At 65.2% G+C, this 13,223-nt stretch carries 13 protein-coding genes; 8 read left to right on the top strand and 5 right to left on the bottom strand.

Annotation, left to right across the window (positions count from 1 at the left end):
* Position 1: 1 nt before the first annotated feature.
* Positions 2 to 1,033 carry a TRAP transporter substrate-binding protein gene (locus ACQY4S_RS13095; protein ID WP_428485641.1) on the bottom strand — a complete coding sequence of 344 codons (1,032 nt, stop codon included), beginning with the start codon at positions 1,031 to 1,033 and terminating at the stop codon, positions 2 to 4.
* A 344-nt stretch (positions 1,034 to 1,377) separates the two neighbouring features.
* Here ACQY4S_RS13095 and ffh point away from each other — a divergent pair, with 344 nt between their 5' ends.
* From ffh to ACQY4S_RS13060, 7 genes are all read left to right on the top strand, one after another.
* Positions 1,378 to 2,757 carry a signal recognition particle protein gene (gene ffh / locus ACQY4S_RS13090; RefSeq protein ID WP_428485640.1) on the top strand — a complete coding sequence of 460 codons (1,380 nt, stop codon included), beginning with the start codon at positions 1,378 to 1,380 and terminating at the stop codon, positions 2,755 to 2,757.
* 20 nt (positions 2,758 to 2,777) lie between these two features.
* Positions 2,778 to 3,119, top strand: coding sequence for a 30S ribosomal protein S16 (gene rpsP, locus ACQY4S_RS13085; protein ID WP_428485639.1), 342 nt, complete (start codon positions 2,778 to 2,780; stop codon positions 3,117 to 3,119).
* A gap of 30 nt (positions 3,120 to 3,149) precedes the next feature.
* Positions 3,150 to 3,686, top strand: a complete 537-nt coding sequence (gene rimM, locus ACQY4S_RS13080; protein ID WP_428486271.1) for a ribosome maturation factor RimM — start codon at positions 3,150 to 3,152, stop codon at positions 3,684 to 3,686.
* A complete protein-coding gene (trmD, locus tag ACQY4S_RS13075) occupies positions 3,683 to 4,396 on the top strand; it encodes a tRNA (guanosine(37)-N1)-methyltransferase TrmD (RefSeq protein ID WP_428485638.1) in 714 nt (237 codons plus the stop codon). Before rimM ends, trmD begins: the two co-directional genes overlap by 4 nt.
* Positions 4,397 to 4,411: 15 nt before the next feature.
* Positions 4,412 to 4,828 (top strand): 50S ribosomal protein L19, encoded by a 417-nt coding sequence (rplS, locus tag ACQY4S_RS13070; protein WP_428485637.1) that lies wholly within the window; start codon positions 4,412 to 4,414, stop codon positions 4,826 to 4,828.
* Positions 4,829 to 5,300: 472 nt separating this feature from the next.
* On the top strand, positions 5,301 to 5,528 hold the full coding sequence (locus ACQY4S_RS13065) for a hypothetical protein (protein WP_428485636.1): 228 nt from the start codon (positions 5,301 to 5,303) through the stop codon (positions 5,526 to 5,528).
* Positions 5,529 to 6,013: 485 nt separating this feature from the next.
* Positions 6,014 to 7,153 carry a glycosyltransferase family 4 protein gene (locus ACQY4S_RS13060; RefSeq protein ID WP_428485635.1) on the top strand — a complete coding sequence of 380 codons (1,140 nt, stop codon included), beginning with the start codon at positions 6,014 to 6,016 and terminating at the stop codon, positions 7,151 to 7,153.
* Between the two features lie 14 nt (positions 7,154 to 7,167).
* Here ACQY4S_RS13060 and ACQY4S_RS13055 read toward each other — a convergent pair whose 3' ends face one another.
* Positions 7,168 to 8,754, bottom strand: a complete 1,587-nt coding sequence (locus ACQY4S_RS13055; protein ID WP_428485634.1) for an ABC transporter substrate-binding protein — start codon at positions 8,752 to 8,754, stop codon at positions 7,168 to 7,170.
* A 223-nt stretch (positions 8,755 to 8,977) separates the two neighbouring features.
* Between ACQY4S_RS13055 and ACQY4S_RS13050 the strand changes: the two genes are divergently transcribed.
* The gene (locus ACQY4S_RS13050; protein ID WP_428485633.1) at positions 8,978 to 9,106 is read left to right on the top strand and encodes a hypothetical protein; all 129 of its coding nucleotides are present in this window, start codon (positions 8,978 to 8,980) and stop codon (positions 9,104 to 9,106) included.
* 28 nt (positions 9,107 to 9,134) lie between these two features.
* Here ACQY4S_RS13050 and ACQY4S_RS13045 read toward each other — a convergent pair whose 3' ends face one another.
* The 3 genes from ACQY4S_RS13045 to cysE all read right to left on the bottom strand — a co-directional run bounded on the left by ACQY4S_RS13045 (position 9,135) and on the right by cysE (position 13,099).
* The gene (locus ACQY4S_RS13045) at positions 9,135 to 9,785 is read right to left on the bottom strand and encodes a peroxiredoxin (protein WP_428485632.1); all 651 of its coding nucleotides are present in this window, start codon (positions 9,783 to 9,785) and stop codon (positions 9,135 to 9,137) included.
* Between the two features lie 142 nt (positions 9,786 to 9,927).
* Entirely contained in the window at positions 9,928 to 12,240 is a 2,313-nt protein-coding gene (locus tag ACQY4S_RS13040) for a molybdopterin-dependent oxidoreductase (RefSeq protein WP_428485631.1), read from the bottom strand.
* Positions 12,241 to 12,244: 4 nt separating this feature from the next.
* The gene (gene cysE, locus ACQY4S_RS13035) at positions 12,245 to 13,099 is read right to left on the bottom strand and encodes a serine O-acetyltransferase (protein ID WP_428485630.1); all 855 of its coding nucleotides are present in this window, start codon (positions 13,097 to 13,099) and stop codon (positions 12,245 to 12,247) included.
* Positions 13,100 to 13,223: the final 124 nt, after the last annotated feature.

Here is a 13,223-nt window from a genome sequence, read left to right as displayed (position 1 = left end):
GTCACGACAGGGTGCCGACCTCGGATTCAAGGATCGCCCAGGCCTGATCACCGAACTTCCGCTTCCACTCGGCGTAGAATCCGGCCTGCTTCAGCGCGTCGCGGAAGGCCGGTTTGTCCACTTCGACGAACACCAGACCCTTCGCCTGCAGGTCGCCGGCGACCGACCCGTTCAATGCGGCGATATCCGCCCGCTCCTGCAACGCCGACTGGTTCATCTCCCGCGCCACGATCGCCTGTACGTCGGCGGGAAGCGACGAAAAGCCGCGCTTGTTCGCCAGCAGCCAGAAGCCGTCCCACATGTGGCTGGTCATCGAGACGTATTTCTGCACCTCGTACAGCTTGGCAATCTGGATCAGGCTGAGCGGGTTCTCCTGGCCTTCCGCGATCTTGGTTTGCAGCGCTGAATAGACCTCGGAGAAATTGATGCTGATGGGCGAGGCACCCAGCGCCTGGAACATGCTGGTCCACAGCGGCGAGACCGGGACCCGAATCTTGAATCCCTTCAGGTCGGATGGAAGCTTGATCGGATGGGTGGAACTGGTGATCTGGCGGAAGCCGTTGTCCCACATCTTGTCGAACGCGATCAGGCCACGCTTGTCGATCTCGCCCCGGACGTAGCCGCCGAGCTTGCCGTCCATCGCCTTCCAGACGGTGTCGTAGTCCTTGAAGGCGAAGCCGACGCCGTTGATCGAGGCCGGCGGCACCAGCGTTGACAGGATCAGCCCCGACAGCGTGAAGAAGTCGATCGCGCCGGATCGCAGTTGCGACAGCATGTCGGTGTCGGAACCCAGCTGGTTGTTCGGGAACAACTGGATATCGACCTGGCCGTTGGTTGCCTGCCGAATGCGGTCCGCGGCCTGCTGCTGACGCACGGATTGCGGATGCGTCACCGGCGAATTGTTCGCCAGCTTCAGGCTGAACGCCGCGGCGCGAGCGGGGCGGGTGCCGATCGCGAACAGTGGCAGGGCGGCGCCGGCGACGCCGCTGGCAAGCCCCCGGGCAAGCAGGGTTCGGCGGTGGACAAGGGACATTCGACTTTTTCCTGGAAAGCTTCTCTTGGGCGGCAAAATACCGGCCTTCACCAGGGTGGCAAGTGCTGGCACCAGGCTATGACCTGGCCGCCGGGCGCCCCGCAAGCGGCGGCAACGGCGCGGCTGATCGGAGAAAGCGGTCCTGGGCTGGCCCCTGCCGGCCGGATCGTGGTTCTACCGGCGAGGCAAGCCGGACGATTGCGTCAACCAGATTGACTCTGCTGGTTCTTCTCGTCATAAACCACAGAGCCGGGTCAGCCACCCGGTCCCCGCCTGACGCGGGGGCAACGCCGCTCCGCGAGGGTTCGCGCAGCGGCGCTTAACTGTTTGGAGTAACGCCACCCGTGTTCGAGGCACTTTCAGACAAGCTGTCTGGGGTTTTCGACCGGCTTCGCACCCGCGGATCGCTGAGCGAAGCCGATATCACCGAAGCCCTGCGGGAGGTCCGGCTGGCGCTGCTGGACGCCGACGTGGCGCTGCCGGTGGTGCGTGATTTTGTCGCCAAGGTGCGCGACCGGGCGGTCGGTTCCGAGGTGCTGACCTCGGTTACCCCCGGCCAGCAGGTCGTCAAGATCGTCAACGACGTGATGATCGAGGCATTGGGCGGCGAAGGCGCTGTGCCGATCAACCTGAACGCCGCGGCGCCGATCCCGATCCTGATGGTCGGGCTGCAAGGCTCGGGCAAGACCACCACGTCGGGCAAGATCGCGCTGCGGTTCAAGGACCGCCTGCGCCGCAAGGTGCTGCTGGCCAGCCTGGACACCCAGCGGCCGGCGGCGCAGTTGCAACTTGCGCAGCTCGCCACTCAGGCCGGCGTGCCCAGCCTGCCGATCGTCGCCGGCCAGACCCCGGTTCAGATCGCCCATCGCGCGATGGACAGCGCCAGGCGCGAAGGCTTCGACATCGTCATTCTCGACACCGCCGGCCGGCTGTCGATCGATCAGGAGCTGATGGACGAGGTCCGCCAGGTCCGCGCCGCCACCAATCCGGCGGAGACGCTGCTGGTGGTCGATGCCATGACCGGGCAGGACGCGGTCAACACCGCCAAGGCCTTCAACGACGCGCTGTCCATCACCGGCATCGTCCTGACGCGCATGGACGGCGATGCCCGCGGCGGCGCGGCGCTGTCGATGCGCGCCATCACCGGTGCGCCGATCAAGCTGATCGGTGTCGGCGAAAAGCAGGACGCGCTGGAGGATTTCCATCCGGAGCGTGTCGCCGGCCGCATCCTCGGCATGGGCGACATTGTCGGCTTGGTGGAGCGCGCCTCTGAAACCATCGACCAGGCGGAGGCTGAAAAGCTCGCCGCCAAGATGATGAAGGGGAAGTTCGACCTGCAGGACTACGCCAATCAGCTTCGCCAGATCGGCAAGATGGGCAGCATGGCCAATATCGTCGACATGCTGCCTGGCATGGGCAAGATGAAGCAGCAGCTTGCCGGCGCCGACCTGGACACCAAGGTGTTCAAGCGCCAGGCGGCGATCATCTCGTCGATGACGATCAAGGAACGGCGCCAGCCGGACATCATCAAGGCCAACCGCAAGAAGCGCATCGCCGCCGGGTCCGGCACGACGGTGCAGGACGTCAACCGGCTGCTGAAGCAGTTCGATGACATGTCCACGATGATGAAGAAGATGGGCAAGCTGGGGCAGAAGGGCCTGATGCGCCATGGCCTGAGCGCCCTGATGCCGAAAGGCATGTCAAACAACCGCCGACCCTATTAGTTCACAGGAGCAACACGTTCATGGGCCTGAAGATCCGCCTCGCCCGCGCCGGCGCCAAGAAGCGTCCCTACTACCACATCGTCATCGCCGACAGCCGCAGCCCGCGCGACGGGCGCTTCATCGAGCGTGTAGGCAGCTACAACCCGATGCTGCCGGCCGAACATGCCGACCGTGTGCGTCTGCGGGAAGAGCGCCTGACGCATTGGCTGGAAAACGGCGCGGTCGCGACCGAACGGGTAGCGAAGTTCCTTGGCAAGGCTGGCCTGGCGCCGATGCCGGTCTGGAATGAGCAGCCGCACCAGTCGGCGCCGAAGAAGAAGGCGCAGGAACGTGCCAAGGCCGCCGCGGCGGTCGCCGCCTGAGACTGAACGGTGCCCGCAAGCCACACTCCAATGGGCCGCATCCAGGTCGGCGTGATCGGGCGGCCGCATGGCGTGCGTGGATTGGTGCATGTCACCAGCCATACGACCGATCCGGCCGATCTGGTCGCGTATGGACCTTTGTCCGACGCCGCCGGGCAGGTCTTCCTGCTGCGCTGGAAGACCGGCGGCGTGGCCGAGGTTTCACATATCCTCAACGGCGCCGCTGTGAAGGTGGCGGATCGGACGGCGGCGGAAAAGCTGACCAACACCCGGCTGTTCATCGACCGGTCGGCTTTGCCGCCGGCGGAGGATGACGAGTATTACCTGACCGATTTGATCGGGCTGTCCGCGGTTGACCTGAATGGCGACGTGGTCGGCACGGTGACCATCGTGCACGACTATGGCGCCGGCGCCAGCCTGGAGATCGAGCGGACCGGTGCCGCGCCCGTTATCCTGCCGTTCACTCGGGCCTGTGTGCCGAGCGTGGATATCGCGGCGAACCAGGTCGTTGTCGTATTGCCCGAGGAGATTGTGGTACCGCCCCAGGCGGAGGATGCCGCGGCATGAGCTGGCGCGGCGCCGTCCTGACGCTGTTTCCGGCCATGTTCCCAGGTCCATTGGGCCAGTCCCTGGCAGGCCGGGCGCTGGCGACGGGCCTGTGGGCGCTGGATGTGACGAACATCCGCGACTTCGCCCGGGACCGTCACCGGACGGTGGACGATACGCCGTTTGGCGGCGGCGCGGGCATGGTGCTGCGGCCGGATATTGCCGATGCCGCCGTGGCCTCGGTGGCGGACGATCGGCCGGTCATCTGCCTCACCCCGCGCGGGCAACGCTTTACCCAGGCGGATGCGCGCCGGTTCGCGGCTGGGCCAGGGTTAATCCTGCTGTGCGGGCGTTATGAGGGCATCGACCAGCGGGTGATCGAGGCGCGGGCGATGCACGAGTACAGCATCGGCGACTACGTGCTGTCGGGCGGCGAATTGGCCGCGCTGGTGCTGCTGGATAGCATTGTTCGGCTGCTGCCTGACGTGATGGGCGCGGCGGACAGCGCCGCGGAAGAAAGTTTCTCCAGCGGATTGCTGGAATACCCGCATTACACCCGCCCGGCCGAGTGGCAGGGGCGGCGCGTGCCGGAGGTGCTGATCTCTGGCCACCATGCCGCTGTCGCCGCCTGGCGGCAGACGGAATCGGAAAGGATCACGCGGGAACGGCGGCCTGATCTGTGGGCGGCACCCGCATCACCCACTCACCCCGCCTCCGCCACGTCTTCATAAGCAAAGGATACAGTCATGAACATCATCCAGAAGTTCGAGGCGGAGCAGATCGCGCGCCTGACCGGGGGCCGACCGGTTCCCGCTTTCATACCGGGAGACACGCTGCGGGTCTCGGTCAAGGTTGTCGAAGGAGAGCGCACCCGCGTCCAGGCGTTCGAGGGCGTATGCATCGCGCGGTCGAACAAGGGGCTGAACAGCAACTTCACCGTGCGCAAGATCAGCTATGGCGAGGGGGTGGAGCGGGTATTTCCGCTGTATGCGCCGACGATCGCGGAAATCGCCGTGGTGCGTCGTGGCGATGTGCGGCGGGCAAAGCTGTATTATCTGCGCGGCCGCAGCGGCAAGTCCGCGCGCATCGCGGAGAAGGCCCGTAGTGTGGCGCCAGCCGCGGCCCCTGGGGCGGCGGCGGTGAGTGAAACCGCCGCTGAATGATTATATCGGGTTCATATAAGGCGGCTTAAATGTTGGCGGGTCGGCGCGACAGCCTCAACCGTCATCGCCGGCGGGAGCCGATCCTCTACGCCTTTATAGTCGTCGTTGTCGGCTGGGTGGAGGAGCACGGATCCGATTCCAATCCGAAGTGACCGATCCTGGCGCGCTTGTGTCGACGCGTCATTGAGGGTCTTTGAGTGCAGACAGGCGATTTGCAGGGGCGTGCCATACGGAAGTTTTGGCCTTTCGTCGACTGAAGGATGCGGCTAGAGTATTCATTATGGTCCAATCGCCATCGGCAGAAGATCAAGAAGCACCTGTGCCAGGCTCCGGGGGTTTTGCTGTAGTGCGAGGAAGTTCGCTACCCGAAGCTCTCGACATCTCGATATCCCAGGCTACCCCGGTGCATACAAGCACTCTTGGTATAGTATTAGGGTCGCTAATTAACTACCGACGTCTAGGGGATGACACAGTGGCTCTAGACCTCGTTAAGAATATTGCTGCTCAGCTTTCTGCAGGTGATGTTGAAAGACCGCAGACTGCAGCTGATCAAGTTTTAAAAGACCATATTTCGTCCGCACCCTCCGAGACAGACCAAGCGATTCTAGAGGAAGCGGAAACGCTCATGGCAAGTATTAACAGCCGTTTGGATGCTCAGGAGGCGTTCACCGACCAGTTGATGAAGCGGTACGGTCTGTAGGGCAGGTGACGCTCAGTCCAAAGGCGTGGCTTGACACTGCGCGGACGATTGATCGGCTTCTGACGATGGACGATAAGCTGCAGAAGCTTATTGCCAAACAAGTCGATGCGATCGATGACCTCGAAAAGCGAGTTACCGGCTCGAAGCGCGGGAAGAGATCGTGGTGGCAAAGGCGCAAGGTGCTGCGGCGGCTGTGGCTGCGACCGCTGCGGCAGGTCCGATCGCGGAGATCTCACGTCGCTAGGGTGCATTGGAGCAACGGACGGCGCAACGCGACGACTCCCGGCTGCTACCGCCGACTTAGCCATGTGCAGAATGCCTCGGGCCGGCTGCGCACATGCCCTAGAGGCCACCCATAGGCGATAATCTCGCTGCCCTCGGCGTGGAACAGCCGGACGGGACCTCTGACGCGGGACATGCTGATAACGACGCCGATACGAAAGCCTCATGCTTCATGGGACCGGCAGGCATGATACTGTAACAGGATGTCCGCCTCCCTCGAGTCGTCCGTCGTGCTGCAGGTGCTTCCCTCCCTGGTCACCGGTGGGGTTGAGCGTGGCACGGTGGAGATTGCCCAGGCCCTCGCCAAGGCCGGCAACACCGCGATCGTGGCCAGCGCCGGCGGCCGGATGGTCGGCCTGATCGAGCGTGCCGGGGCCACCCACCTCACGCTCCCGCTCGCCACCAAAACCCCGTTCGGTATCTGGCGCAATGCTGCTCGCCTGGAAGCGCTGATCCGCGCCCACAACGTCTCCGTCGTCCACGCCCGGTCGCGCGCCCCCGCCTGGTCCGCCTGGCTCGCCTGCCAGCGCACCGGCGTACCGTTCGTGACCACCTATCATGGGACCTATACAGAGAACCTGCCGTTCAAGCGCCACTACAACGCGGTGATGGCGCGCGGCCGGATTGTCATCGCGGCAAGCCATTTCATTGCCGATCTGATCACGCGGCAGCACGGCCTGCACCCGACACGCATTCGGGTCATCCCCCGCGGCGTTGATACGGTGCTGTTCAACCCGGACACCGTCTCGGGCGACCGGATCGCGAACCTGGCCCGCGACTGGCGGTTGCCCGACGGCATGCGGACCGTGGTGCTGCCAGGGCGGCTGACGTCCTGGAAGGGTCATGCCATTCTGCTTGAGGCCATTGCCAGGCTCGACCGGCCGGACGTGCTCTGCGTGCTGGTCGGTTCGCATCAGGGTCGCCATCGGTACGCACGGGAACTGGCGCAGCACGCGACGCGTCTTGGCATAGCCGAACGTTTGCGTCTGACCGGCCACTGCGAGGACATGGCGGCGGCGCTGCTGCTATCGGACGTGGTGGTGCATGCCTCGGTCAAGCCGGAAGCCTTTGGACGCGTGGTGATCGAGGCGCAGGCAATGGGCCGTCCCATCGTCGCCGCCGATCTTGGCGGCCCGGTGGAGACGGTGCGGCATGGCGAAACCGGCTGGCGCGTGCCGCCCGGTGATCCCGGCGCCTTGGCGCTTGCGATCGCACAGGCGCTTGATCTCGATCCCGTGGCGCGCGCGGCGCTCGGGCAACGGGCGCGGGCCTCGGTTCCCACCGTTCGCGCGATGCAGGAAGCCACGCTGGATGTCTACCGGACGGTGCAGCGAGGCGGGTGACCAAATGGCTTTGTTCACGCTTTGCGCAAGTTCCAGAACAACGCGTAACCGGTCAGCACATCGGTGACATTGCGGCGATAGGCCGTGGATGACAGGGCCTGGCCGAGTGGAATATAGGGTACATCGATGAAGACCTGCTGCTGGATCAATGCGGCAATCCGCTTCCGCTCGGCCGGTTCGGTCGCGAAAAGCCAGTTGTTCCGCAGCGTCTCCAACGTCTCGCTGGTCGGCCAGCCTCGCGACGCCGCTCTGCCGTTGCCCCGGATATACACATGCACAGCCGGATCGACCTGATCCAGACCGGACCAGTAGGTATGGAAAAGGCTCCAGCCGCCTTGCGCCACCGGTTCAGTCTTGTTTAGAAGCTGCAGCACGCTGCCCCAGTCGGCGTAGCGGGCATCGACGTTCAAGCCGATGCGCTTGAGCATGTCGACGCCGATATCGCCAAGCGCCTTGAGGGTGGGCAGATCGGACGGGACCAGCACCACGGTGCTTTCGCCCTTGTAGCCTGAAGCCTCGACCAGACGCCTGACCTTGTCGATGTCGCGTGGGCTGGTTAGCACATCCATGCCCGCCGCGGTCGCCATTGGCGTTCCTGGGCAGAACACCCCGACGTTCACGCGCCAGTTCGCTGGATCGTCACCCGCCGCCGCCGCCATATAATCCTCCTGGCTGACGGCACCCAGGATGGCTCGCCGCAGCGCCGGATTGTCGAACGGCGGCTGCAGGTGGTTCATCCGCAGGCAGCCGATGTACCCCAGCGGGTCGGTCGCAGCGACGGTGATGTCCCGGCCGCGCCGCAGCAGAGGCAGCAGATCGGCGGTCGGCACTTCCCACCAGTCCATCTCGCCCGCCTGCATCGCGGCGGCGGCGGTGCCGGCATCGGGAATCACGGTCCACTCGACGCGGTCGACATGCACGATCTTCGGACCAGCGGTGAAGCTGGCCTGGCCATCCGGGCGCGGAACGTAGGCCTGGTTGCGTTCATAGACGACGCGCGAGCCGGCGATGTGCTCGTCTGGCTTGAAGCGAAACGGCCCGCTGCCGACCATGTCGGTGATCTGCTTGAACGGATCGGTCGAGGCCAGCCGTTCCGGCATCATCATGCAGACATTAGAGCCGGCCTTGCCGAGTGCTGCCGGCAACAGCGGGAAGGGTCGCTTCAGGCGGAATCGCAGTCGGTGGTCGTCCACCGCCGACAGCTCGTCAGTCACCGCCATCAGCGTCTGGCCGAAGCTGTCACGCGCGCCCCAGCGGCGAATACTGGCGACGCAATCCCGCGCCAGCACCGTCTCGCCGTCGTGCCAGAGCAGCCCGTTGCGAAGTGTCAGGGTCCAGGTGCGCCCATCATCCTCCACCGTATGGCCGGCCAGCATCTGCGGCGATATCCGATAGGACGAGTCCATGCCGTAAAGGGTGTCGAAGATGAGCATGCCGTGGTTGCGGGTCACGTAGGCGCCGGTCCAGATCGGGTCCAGGATACTGAGGTCCGATTGCGGAATGAACTTCAGTACCGAAGCATTCGCCGAACGGCCGATCGCCGGCGCGGCAAGTGCGCCGGCAACGGAGGTTGCGAGGAAACGCCGCCGCCTTATCGTCATGCCAGCCGCCCTTCCGGTTTCACCGGCAATCGTCGCCGGTTCGCGGCAAGGCGTCCCGCCAGGTACCGGCTTCGCCGGACCCGTTCAAACGTCAGCTTTGGTGTCGAGAGGCTGTCCGCATCGCAGGCGGCTTGGCCGGTCGTCATGACGAGCATCGTGGCATCCCTCGAATTCGGCGCTGAGGTACTATGCGCGTCCGATCGGTCCGACGAAAAGGGGTTCCATGGATCTGTCACGACGAACAACCTTCGTGCTGCTGGCGATGCTGCCAGCCGGTCTCGTCTGGCACGCCGATGCGCAGGCCGCCTGGATGGCTGGCCGCGCTCGCCACGGCTTAGCGGCCCGTGCCTGACCCGCGGCCGTTATCTCCGCATTGACGCTCAGCCGACTTCGTGCGGCAGTTTGGGCTGCTCGACGATCCGGAGATACGGCCTCAAGGTCTTCCAGCCATTCGGAAAGCGCTGTTTCGCCTCGGCATCTGAAACCGAAGGCACGATGATGACGGGATCGCCGTTGGTCCAGTTGACCGGGGTCGCGACCTTGTGGGCGTCAGTCAGTTGCAGGCTGTCGATCACCCGCAGGATCTCGTTAAAGTTGCGGCCGGTGCTGGGCGGATAAGTCAGGATCAGCCGCACCTTCTTGTTGGGGTCGATAACGAAGACGCTCCGCACGGTGACGGACGGATCAGCGTCCGGGTGCACCATGTCATAGAGATCCGATACCTTACGATCCGCGTCCGCGAGCACTGGAAAGTTCAGGGTCTGGCCCTGGGTTTCCTCGATATCGCGCTCCCAGCCCTTGTGGTTCTCGCCAGAATCCACGGACAGGCCGATCGGCTTGACGTGCCGCTTGTCCCACTCCGGTTTCAGGCGCGCGACTTCCGCCAGCTCGGTGGTGCAGACCGGGGTGAAATCCTTCGGGTGGCTGAACAGCACGCCCCAGCTATCACCCAGCCATTGGTGGAAGGCGATCCTGCCGGCGGTGCTGTCCTGCTCGAAGTCCGGGGCGATCTGTCCGAGTTGTATGGACATGAGTCTTCTCCTTGTCGGCTGGCCGATCGGTCGGCCAGTTGTATTGTCCTGAACCATCGGAGTGGTCGCTTGGAAGCAGGACCGATCCATCGCATCCGTGTGAACGCAGCCGTCCATACGATCAGCGGCGGAACCTGTCAGTTCAGGTCGGCGGATCGAACGCCCGGATCGGCGGCGGTTCGCTGTCGAAGCGTTCGATCTGCACCACGGTCAATTGCCCGGTGCAGGCCTGCGCCAGCTTCGACGTGCCGACGTCCCGGGTCAGCACGTTCGGGTTGCCGTGCACGCACAGCGGGTTGTCAGCGGCAGGATCGAGCGGATCATACCAGGCGCCGGTGGCGAGCTGCACCACGCCCTGGCGCACCGCGTCACTCAGAACCGCCCCGGCCAGGCAGGCGCCGCGATGGTTAAACAGGCGGACGATGTCGCCGTCCTTGATGTCGCGCGCCGCCGCATCGGCCGGATTGATCCGCACCGGCTCGCGTCCCCTGATCTTGGACCCAAGGCTGGTCGCGCCGAAATCCAACTGGCTGTGCAGCCGCGTCGCCGGCTGGTTGGCGACCAGGTGCAGCGGGTAACGCGCCATGATCGGGCTGCCGGCGCCTTCGACCGGCGGCATCCAGGTGGGGTGACCAGGACAGTCCTGGTAGCCGAAGCCGGCGATGGTGGCGGAGACGATCTCAACCTTGCCGGTCGGCGTTGTCAGCCTGTTCCCCCGCGGATTGGCGCGGAATGCACGAACCACGCCGCCATCCCAGGGCCGCGTGGGCAGGGTCAGCTCGCCCGCTGCCCAGAAGCCGTCGAAGTCCGGCGGATTGCGCCCCTGTTTGGCCAGGGCGGCACGGGTCGGCTCGTACAGATGCCGCAGCCAGGCGTCAGCCGATCGGCCCTCGGTGAATTCCGCCTCCCGGCCAAGCCGGGTGGCGAGGCCGGAAAAGATCGTGTAGTCGTCGCGGGCCTCGCCATAGGGCTGGGCCACGGGGTGCATCGCCACCATCAGCGGATCGTTGCCGGCGGCGCCGATGTCGGCACGTTCCAGGGTGATGGTGGCCGGAAACACCAGGTCGGCGTGGCGGGTGCTGGCGGTCCAGGCGGAGTCATGCACGATGATGGTGTCCGGGCGAGAAAACGCCTGCCGCAGCCGGTTCAGATCCTGGTGGTGGTGGAACGGATTGCCGCCGGCCCAGTAGACCAGCCTGATATCCGGATAGGTCAGCCGGCGTCCGTTGAAGTCGTACTCCTGACCGGGGTGCAGCAGCATGTCGGCGATGCGGGCGACCGGGATCAGGTCCGGCACCGGGTTCCTGCCCTGCGGCAGGGTCGGCAGCGGCACCGCCAGCGCCGGCTTTCCCACATTGGCGATCGAGCCCATCGCATAGACGAACCCGCCGCCCGGCAGGCCGATCTGTCCCAGCATCGCCGCCAGCACCACACCCATCCATAGCGGCTGTTCGCCATGTTCGGCACGTTGCAGCGACTGCTGGCACGTCACCAGCGTGCGCCTGCCAGCGGCTTGGCGTGCGATATCGCGGATCGTCCCGGCTGGCAGGCCGCAGATGCCCGCCGCCCAGGCAGCGTCCTTTGGTGGATCGCTCAGGTAGCGACGGAACTCCGGCCAGCCGACGCAGAAGCGGTCGAGGAAGTCGTAATCGACCAGGCCTTCCGTCATCAGGGTATGGGCGATGCTCAGCATCAGCGCCACATCAGTACCAGGGCAGATCGGGTGCCAGATGGCTTCGATCGCCGGCGGCAGGTCGTCACGCAGCGGGCTGATCAGGTGGAATCGGGCGCCCCGCCGGTGGGCGGCCAGCAGATGGTCGCGCGCAATATGCTGGCTGGTGCCGCCGCTGCTGACGCTGGTGTTCTTCAGCGGCAGACCGCCGAAGGCCAGGATGACCTCGGTCTCGGTCGCCAACTCGTGCCAGCTCACGTTCTCCCGCCCGGCGGATTCCTGCGATCCGATCACGTGCGGCAGGATCACCGCCGCGGCGGCGGCGCTGTAGCTATGGACAGATTTCACGTAGCCGCCCAGCCCGTTCAGGAACCGGTGCACCTGGCTTTGTGCGTGATGAAAGCGCCCGGCGCTTGACCAGCCGTAGGACCCGCCAAAGATTGCTCGACCGCCATGTTCGGCATAGACGCGGCGAAGCTCCCCCGCCGCCAGATCAAGCGCCTTCGGCCAGGACAGCGCGACAAAGGCGTCCCGCCCGCGCCCGCGATCCGGCCCAGGGCCGCGTTCCAGCCAGCCGCGGCGGGCCATCGGCGTGGCAATGCGGGCGCGGTGGGTGAGCGAGGCCGGAATGTTGCCCAGCAGTGCCGCCGGATCGGGATCGCGCGGATGCGGCAAGATCTCGATCCCATCCGGCTCGATCCCACCTGAGGCAAACCCATCCGCCCGCCGGACAACGGAAAAGGCGCCCCAATGGGAGCTGTGCGGGAACCTCTCGTGGTCCATGCGGTCAGATCGTGTAGTTAAAGGATTCGTAGGCGAGGTCGCTGAGGGTCTGGTCCATCGCAAGCGCCGGCTGGTCTGCCGTGGCAACCCGCACGACACGGGCGGGAACGCCGGCTACAGTGGCATGGGCGGGCACCGATTTCAGCACCACCGAACCGGCGGCGATGCGGGCGTGCTCGCCAACCTCGATATTGCCTAGCACCGTGGCGGCGGCGCCGATCAGCACACCCCGGCGGATCTTCGGGTGACGGTCGCCGGACTCCTTGCCGGTGCCGCCCAGGGTGACGTGCTGAAGCAGGGACACATCGTCCTCCACCACCGCGGTTTCACCGATGACCAAGCCGGTGGCATGGTCCAGGAAGATGCCCTGGCCGAATTTCGCCGCCGGGTTGATATCGGTCTGGAAGACCTCCGATGAACGGCTTTGCAGATACAGCGCGAAATCGCGGTCGCCATTGTGCCACAGCCAGTGGTTCAGCCGATGTGCCTGGATGGCGTGGAACCCCTTGAAATACAGGAACGGCTCGATCAGCCGCTCGCAAGCGGGGTCGCGGTCGAGGACGGCGACCAAATCAGCCCGCAGCGCATCCCCGATCGTCGGATCGGCGGCGAAGGCTCGGCTGAAACCCTGCACGATCAGCGGCAGGGAGATGACGTCGTTCTTCAGCCGAGCGGCGACACGATGGAAGACCGCGACCTCGAAGCTGGGCTGGTTGAGGATCGAGTCCAGGAACAACGGCGCCAGCTTGGGTGAGCGCTCGTAGGCTTCCTCGGCCTCGGCGCGCAGGCGGACCCAGAGGGCATCATCGGCGGGCCGATCCGGATGAACCAGCGTCAGGCAGCCTGGGTTTGCGCGCATCACGATGGTTCCCGCGGAAAGGCGTCTGGCCGAGATCGGCACCCTCACATGTTCGAATTCCGAGGCGGTTCGTCAACTCCCTTTGTTCAAAGGCAGTGCATCGCTTGCGACAACCTGAAATTGC

The sequence above is a fragment of the Rhodopila sp. genome, from assembly GCF_965276935.1.
Lineage (GTDB): Bacteria > Pseudomonadota > Alphaproteobacteria > Acetobacterales > Acetobacteraceae > Rhodopila.
The sequence above is the reverse complement of the archived record's forward strand: the minus strand, read 5'-3'. Positions and strand labels throughout refer to the sequence as shown.